The organism is Nocardia sp. NPDC004722 (assembly GCF_053601505.1).
In genome coordinates, this window is the sequence record NZ_JBSGBY010000024.1 from 22,976 (window position 1) to 30,222 (window position 7,247).

7 protein-coding genes are annotated in these 7,247 nt (G+C 67.1%); 5 read left to right on the forward strand and 2 right to left on the reverse strand.

All coding sequences use genetic code 11. From position 1 onward, the window contains the following. The first annotated feature begins 11 nt into the window (after positions 1 to 11). The 3 genes from ACWELQ_RS05125 to ACWELQ_RS05135 all read left to right on the forward strand — a co-directional run bounded on the left by ACWELQ_RS05125 (position 12) and on the right by ACWELQ_RS05135 (position 3,057). Positions 12 to 668, forward strand: a complete 657-nt coding sequence (locus ACWELQ_RS05125) for a CHAP domain-containing protein (protein ID WP_452395748.1) — start codon at positions 12 to 14, stop codon at positions 666 to 668. Positions 669 to 825: 157 nt separating this feature from the next. Continuing rightward, positions 826 to 2,052 carry a hypothetical protein gene (locus ACWELQ_RS05130; protein ID WP_452395749.1) on the forward strand — a complete coding sequence of 409 codons (1,227 nt, stop codon included), beginning with the start codon at positions 826 to 828 and terminating at the stop codon, positions 2,050 to 2,052. 276 nt (positions 2,053 to 2,328) lie between these two features. Further along, positions 2,329 to 3,057 carry a DUF1906 domain-containing protein gene (locus tag ACWELQ_RS05135; RefSeq protein WP_452395750.1) on the forward strand — a complete coding sequence of 243 codons (729 nt, stop codon included), beginning with the start codon at positions 2,329 to 2,331 and terminating at the stop codon, positions 3,055 to 3,057. 4 nt (positions 3,058 to 3,061) lie between these two features. On the opposite strand, the gene ACWELQ_RS05140 is transcribed toward ACWELQ_RS05135, so the two are convergent. Beyond that, positions 3,062 to 3,427, reverse strand: coding sequence for a hypothetical protein (locus ACWELQ_RS05140; protein ID WP_452395751.1), 366 nt, complete (start codon positions 3,425 to 3,427; stop codon positions 3,062 to 3,064). Between the two features lie 112 nt (positions 3,428 to 3,539). Beyond that, positions 3,540 to 4,292 carry an Rv1157c family protein gene (locus tag ACWELQ_RS05145; protein WP_452395752.1) on the reverse strand — a complete coding sequence of 251 codons (753 nt, stop codon included), beginning with the start codon at positions 4,290 to 4,292 and terminating at the stop codon, positions 3,540 to 3,542. Positions 4,293 to 4,711: 419 nt separating this feature from the next. On the opposite strand from ACWELQ_RS05145, the gene ACWELQ_RS05150 reads away from it, so the two are divergent. Further along, positions 4,712 to 5,953 (forward strand): mannosyltransferase, encoded by a 1,242-nt coding sequence (locus ACWELQ_RS05150; RefSeq protein ID WP_452395753.1) that lies wholly within the window; start codon positions 4,712 to 4,714, stop codon positions 5,951 to 5,953. Positions 5,954 to 6,138: 185 nt separating this feature from the next. Then, on the forward strand, positions 6,139 to 7,247 hold a 1,109-nt coding region (locus tag ACWELQ_RS05155), incomplete at its 3' end, for a mannosyltransferase (protein ID WP_452395754.1).

Consider the following 7,247-nt stretch of genomic DNA (forward strand, 5'->3'; position numbering starts at 1 on the left):
GAGGGACCGAAATGACAGACGAATTCGAGCGCGCACCACGTCGGCGACGACGCGGTGCGGTCGTGGGTGTGGTTGCGCTGGTGGTGGTTTCGGCGCTGGCGGTCGGGGGAGTGCTCGGAGTGCGGTGGTGGCAGCACGGCCGCCACGAGGAGTCCTTCGGCCCGCGCGTCCTCGACGGGCGTCTGCTGCACGATTTCCCGGCGGTCGATACCGCGACACTGAGCCCCGAGCAGGCGCGGGTCGCGGAAGTCCTGCGCGAGCAATTCGACGAACAGGCCGGCCGGGACAAATACTCCGAGGGCATTGCCGAACCGTGGTGCGCCGACTTCGTCAGCTGGGTGATGCGTACGGCGGGGCAGCCTTTGAGCAATCCGAATTCCGGCTCCTGGCGGATTCCCGGCGTCTACACCCTGGAGGAGTACTACCGGGGTCAGCATCGTTTCGAGGAGGCGAACAACGGCTATCTACCCCGGGTCGGTGATGTGGTGATGTACGCGGATTCCAGTGTCTTCCATCAACACACGAATATTGTGATTGCCGTAGATTCGGATACCATCACCACGGTAGGTGGCAATGAGGCCGGAGAATCCGGTGGCATCGCGATCCACAAATTCCGCCCATCCGGCACATCGGGGCTGGTCGGATTCGGGCGATTGGGAACACGCTGATTCCACATTCTGGAAACACGCGGGGCGGGGTGTACTCCAGGGCGCATCTTCCGCTTACGATGGATTTCGGTAGCGCCCGGCAGCGCTACCGATTGATCCCTGTCCTGCTGCCCCCTCATCGGCAGGACAGGGGTCCCCGCCCGAGGAAAGCAGCTGGATGACGTTGTCCGACGAACCGACCTGGATCGATTACGCCGAATTCGGCGAACGTTTCGTGGCGGCGGCGGTGACGGAATCCCGGATCGAGTCCGCGGTCTCCAGCGTGGCCGGGCGCGGCATCACCATCGGACCCTTCGGTATCGGCCCGGCCGGACTCGCCAGATTCGTGGCCAAGGGCAGCATCGGCAAACCCACGGTCATCCGGCGCGGGCCGCACGTGCACTTCGACGTCATGCTCCCGGTGAAGCTGCGGGTCGACGTCACCCTCGGCGGGCAGCGGCTGCGGCTGGAAGCGGTCGTGGAGATCGACCTGACCATGCACGCCCGCACCGCCGACCCGCTGCTCATCGTCATCGACATTCCCCCGGTCACCGGACGCGACGTCAGCTTCGTCATGCGCGCGCAGGCCATCGGCACCGCGTGGGAGGTGCTGCTCAACCCGATCGCGCAGCTGGTGCAGCGCGAGGTCGCGGGTCGTATCAACGGCATTCTGGCCGACCCGGATTCGCAGCGCGGGCGCACCTTCGACGTGGAGGCCATCCTCAACGGCACCAACTCGCCGTATCGGGGGCGGCCCACCCACGAGTGGATCGGCTACGACGAGTTCGGCCGCCGCTTCTTCACCCGCATCGTCACCGCGGAACGGGTGCAGGAGGTGGTCGAGTCGATGGCGGGCAAGGCCATCGAGGTCGGTCCCCTGCGCACCGGGCCCGGAAACAAGGCCGAGGTGTGGGTGCAGGGCAGCGTGCGACTGCCCAGGGTGGCCGAGGCGGGACCGCCGACCGTCGCGGCGCGGCCGGAGCCGCGGATCGCCGAATTGCCCACCACCGCGGCCGAATCGGCGCGAGTGGCGGCGGAGGCGGCGGGCGCGAACCACCATGACCCCGCCCTGGTCCGCTTCGACCTGATGATTCCGGTGAGCCTGGACATCTCGGTGGACGTGCTGCAGACCAATCGATATCGCGCCGAGGTGCAGGTGCCGGTGGCGCTCACCGCGCGCGCCGCCGACCCGTTGCTGATCGTCATCGACGCGGTGCCGCCGCGGGCCGGGGACATCGATCTGGAGATGACCGCGCAGGGCTGGCGGGCCGCAGCGCTGGGCAAGCTCGCGGGCATGCGCAAGCAGATCGCCGCGCAGGTGGCCGGTGTGGTGCGTTCCGAGGTGGCCGACGTGTCGCGCCGGACCATCGATGTGGGCGCGCGCCTGGACTCCACGCGAGTCTGATAGCTGCGGGTTTACTGCTTTCTCCAGGCTGCCCGGTTTCGTGGGCATGTGACATATGGTGCCGCTGTGCCCGATGTGTCTGGCGATTCCAATGTGAATATGGTGAAATGAGGGCGCGTTAGGGCTCCCGGCGCACGGATGATCTTGTTTGTCATCGGGGAAGGTGCGCCGGGCACGCCGCATGTAGTTGTTCCAACCGGTCAGATGTGAGGCAGGGCCTCCGTCGTTCTCACACCGGCAAGTTCGACCAGCGAGTGTGTGCGAAGGAGCCCCGTGATGCGTCCTGCCCATGTCAATCGACGGAACTTCCTATCCGGCGCAACGGCTCTCGCCGCCGGAATCACCGCCGGACTGGCCCTCCCGCCCGCCACCGCCCAGGCGAAGAAGCAGTCGCTCGGCACCCTGCTCGACTACGCGGGTGGTGTCCCGTCACCCCAATCCATCAGCGACGATGGCCATCTCGGCGTCATTCGCTACGTTTCGGATCGGCGACCCGGCGCGGAATGGATGGCCGGAAAGCCGCTGCTGGCCCGCGAGGTCGACGCGCTGCGCGCCGCGGGACTGTCGGTGGTCTCCTGCTACCAGTTCGGCAAAGGCCCGACCGCCGACTGGCGTGGCGGCCTCGAGGCCGGATTGCGGCACGCCGCGCGGGGTCTGGTGCTGCACAAGGCGGCGGGCGGACCCGACAACGCGCCCATCTACGCGTCCATCGACGACAACCCCAGCGACGACGACTTCGAATCGATGATCGACCCGTACCTGCGCGGCTGGGAGACGGTCCTGGGTCGGGGTCGAGTCGGCGTCTACGCGAACTCACCCACGATCGACAACATTCGCGACGCGGGTCTGGGTTCGTTCTACTGGCAGCACAATTGGGGCACGCCCAAGGGATACGTCCACCCGGCCGCCCACCTGCACCAGTTCGAGATCGACAAGCGCGAGGTGGGCGGCATCTCGGTGGACGTCAACTCCGTACTGGCCCCGCAGTACGGGCAGTGGTGGTAGTTCGCTACGTCTGGCAGTGGCAGGTGGTGTCGTAGGCCAGGTCGGGTTCTTCCGGGACCACGCGCAGCGTGAAGTGACGGTCGTTCGGTTCGTCGTCGCGGCCGTCGCTGAACGCCTGACGGTCTCCGGCCCAGGAGAACATGGACCAGCGGGACAGTCCGGAGAACGCCGAGCCCAGGCTGCCGAACGAAGCCGACGAGATGATGGAGCCGAAGGAGCCCACCGACCCGATCGACAGCACCGAACCCACGCTGCCGATGGACAGGATCGAATAGGCCGAGCCGATCGACAGGATCGATCCCTCCGAACGAATCGAGAGGATCGATCGGCGCGAATGCAGTCCCCGCACAGGGTGAGTCACAGCGGCCATGCTCTCGGGTCTACCACACAATCCCGGCCTTGCATACGAAGCCGCCCCCGTCTTCCCCTGACGATCATGGGGGAGGGTGGGGGCGGAAATCTTCGCTACCTGCGAGTGATCGCTACGTGACGGTGAAGAAGCCGATGGTCGGCAGGAAGTTGCAGCTGATCGGCTGCGACTCCGGATCGGCCTGGGTGGTCAGCGAACCCGAGACGACGGCGACCACGCGGCCCGAACCGGTGTTGGCGATGGCCGACAGCGTGGCCGGGCCGTCCGGGTTGATGTGCTGCTCGTTGGTCAGGTTCATGGTCCCGGTGGCACGGGTGTCCAGGTTCAGCCACTGCACCGTCATCGGGGTGGGCTGCGCGTCGGTGGGCTGCTTGGTGCCCAGCGCGGTGAACACGAAACCGGCCTGGCCCTGCGCGGGTCCGGGCGGGGGCAGCTGCGCCGGGCCGGGGACGGCCAGCGCGGTGCCCACCGAGTCGGCGGAGGAGGAGATGCAGCCCTTGCCGATGGTCGGCCACAGGAACTGGGCGATGACCGGGCCGTCCTTCGGGAGGTCCGGGCCGCCACCGCCGCTGCCGTCGAGGAAGGTGATGACCGCGAGCAGGGTGGTCTTCACCTGGGCGGGCAGGTTGCTGGACTCCAGCAGCTGCTTGGCCTGGGCCAGGATGGCGTTCTTGGGGCCCGCGTCGGCGATGTCGGCGGGACCGGCCGCGGCGCCGATGATGGCGGGCACCAGCGAGGCCAGGGCGTCGACCGGAACCCCTTCGGGGATCATCGGAATCGACGAGATGTTCTGGACCGGCGCGGGCTTCGCGTACGCCGTCGGCACGGCGACGGTGGCGCAGGCCGCCAGGGCCACTGCGGACATTGCGAACCGCGATCCTCGGGTGCGAAGCACTGGTGTAGCCGTCCTTACCTTCAGGGACCATCTAGCGGCGATGGAGCCATCGCTCCGCGCCACTCTAGGGACCGGGCTGCCGACTTGTACAGCCACGGCGCGATCTTGGCGAACTAGATCAGCTGACGTTATCGAACGAGCGACCAGAAAGCCTGTTACTGAAGTGGTCGGTGATGCAAATGTTACAGCGGGATAGCCATGATGCGGGGGAGATCGCGGCCGCCCGCGCGCGACAGCCGCGTCCGGGTGCACGCGGTCGCCGCGCGTACGACTACGCTGGGCTCGCTCCCGCACGCCGCATTCGCCAGCCGTGAACTCCGGCAGGCGATCCGCCCCGAGCCGAAAGTCCGTGCCGTGAATCGACACGTCCCTTGAATTGGACGCTGCCCTTGAATCTCATTCGGACGCTGCCCTCGAGGCAATACCGTCGCCTGGCCGTCGCGGCGCTGGGCATCTCGGTACTCGCCCGCCTGGCCTGGGTACTGCTGCTGCCCAACGGCATGAACTTCGTCGACCTGCACGTTTATGTGGACGGGTCGGCCAATTTCGGCAGCGGGCACCTCTACGACTACACCGATTCCAGCAAGACGCCAGACTTTCCGCTGCCGTTCACCTATCCACCGTTCGCGGCGCTCGTGTTCTATCCGCTGCATTTCCTGCCCTTCTCGGTCGTCGCCATCGGGTGGCTGCTGGCCACGGTGGCGGCGCTGTTCGGGGTGGTGTGGCTGGCGCTCGAGATGATGGTCGGCACCGACGGGATGCGCGAAGAGCGGTGGCGCACAGCCGCGGTGGCGTGGACGGCGGTCGGCATGTGGCTGGAGCCGGTGCGTTCCACCTTCGACTACGGCCAGGTCAATGTGTTCCTGGTGCTGCTGGCCATGTTCGCGGTGCGCAGCGCTTCCTGGTGGTTGTCGGGGGCGCTGGTGGGTGTGGCCGCGGGCATCAAGCTCACGCCCGCGGTCACCGGTCTGTACTTCGTGGCGCGCCGGCGGTGGGTCACGGCGATCTGGTCCGCGGTGGTCTTCGCGGGGACGATCGGGCTGACCTACGCGATCTCGCCGGGGGAGACCAACAAGTACTTCCGGGAGCTGCTCGGCGACGCCCGCCGCATCGGGCCGGTCGGTTCCTCGTCCAATCAGTCACTGCGCGGCGCGCTCAGCCGCCTGCTCGGCCACGATGTGGTGTCCGGGCCGGTCTGGATCGTCGCGGTGCTGGTGACGGCCGTGCTCGCGTTCTTCGCCTGGCGCGCACTGGCTTCCGACGATCGGCTGGGCACGCTGCTCATCGTGCAGCTGTTCGGGCTGATGGTGTCGCCGATCTCCTGGTCGCACCATTGGATCTGGCTGCTCCCGGTGGTGCTGTGGCTGATCCACGGTCCGCTGCGGCGGCAGGCGGGCGCCCGCGTGATTGCCGGGTATTGGCTGGTGGTCACGCTCATCGGCGTGCCGTGGGTGCTCGGGTTCTTCCAGAAGTCGATCTGGACCATCTCGCGGCCGGGCATCCTGTCCTGGCTGGGCGCGGTGGACGTGATCGGCGTGCTCGTCTTCTATGTCTGGATCATTCGCGCCGGGCGGCTCGAGGCGGCGCGGCCCGTCGACCGGTCCACCGAACAGGAGCCCTGCGATCGGTGAGGTGAGGGTCGAGGACTCGATCTGAAACACCTATGCCCCAAAAAATAGTGCCCCGGGACCTGGTGCCCGGGCATTTGGGGTGCGCGCGAAATTCGCTGGCGTACTTACGCTTACGGCGCGCCGCCAGGCGTTCTCGCCAGCCGTGAACTTCGGTCGGTGATCCATCCGGCTCGAAAGTTCGTGCGTTGAATCGACGTCTCTGGCTGGCTTGCGCCGCTCTCAGCATCTCGATCCTGCTGCGTCTGTGGTGGGCATTGTTCTTCCCCAGCAACCTGATCCTGGTCGACCTGCACGTGTACGTCGAAGGGGCGGCGAACCTCTTCCACGGAAATCTTTACGAGTGGACCGATTCCAGTCGTTCCCCACAATTTCCGCTGCCGTTCACATATCCACCGTTCGCGGCATTGTTGTTGTACCCGTTGCACTTCCTGCCCTTCGACGTCGTCGCCGTCGGCTGGCTGCTGGCGACCGCGGCGGCATTGTTCGGCATCGTGTGGATCGCGCTCGAGATGATGGTCGGCCGCGAGGCCATGCACGAAAAGTCATGGCGCACAGCCGCGGTGGCGTGGACGGCCGGCGGCCTGTGGCTGGAACCGGTGCGCTCGACCCTCGACTACGGCCAGGTCAACGTGTTCATCGTGCTGCTGGCCATGCTCGCCGCGCGCAGCACCCGGTGGTGGCTGTCGGGCCTGCTGGTCGGCGTCGCGGCGGGCATCAAGCTGACCCCGGCGGTGACCGGGTTGTATTTCGTGGCGCGGCGGCAATGGCTGGCGGTGCTCGCCTCGGCGGCGGCCTTCTTCGGGACCATGGGCCTGACCTACCTGCTCACGCCGAACGAGACCGGCAAGTACTTCGGGAAACTGGTCGACGATCCGCATCGCATCGGGCCGGTCGGTTCGGTGATCAATCAGTCGCTGCGCGGGGCGCTCTCCCGCATCGCCGGGCACGACATCGGGTCGGGATTGGTGTGGAAATCGGCCGTGCTGGTGACGGCCGTGCTGGCCTTCTTCGCCTGGCGCGCACTGCGTTCCGACGACCGGCTGGGCCTGCTGCTCATCGTGCAGCTGTTCGGCATGATGGTCGCGCCGATCTCCTGGTCGCACCACTGGATCTGCCTGGTGCCGCTGGTGCTGTGGCTGCGCTACGGCCCGTTGAGCAAGGCCCTCGGCGCACGCCTGATGCTGGCCTTCTGGCTGTTTCTCAAGCAGGTCGGCGACCAGGTCAAGGCGGGCGAGATCCTCGCCGAGATCGAGACCGACAAGGCGCTCATGGAGCTCGAGGCGTACGAGGACGG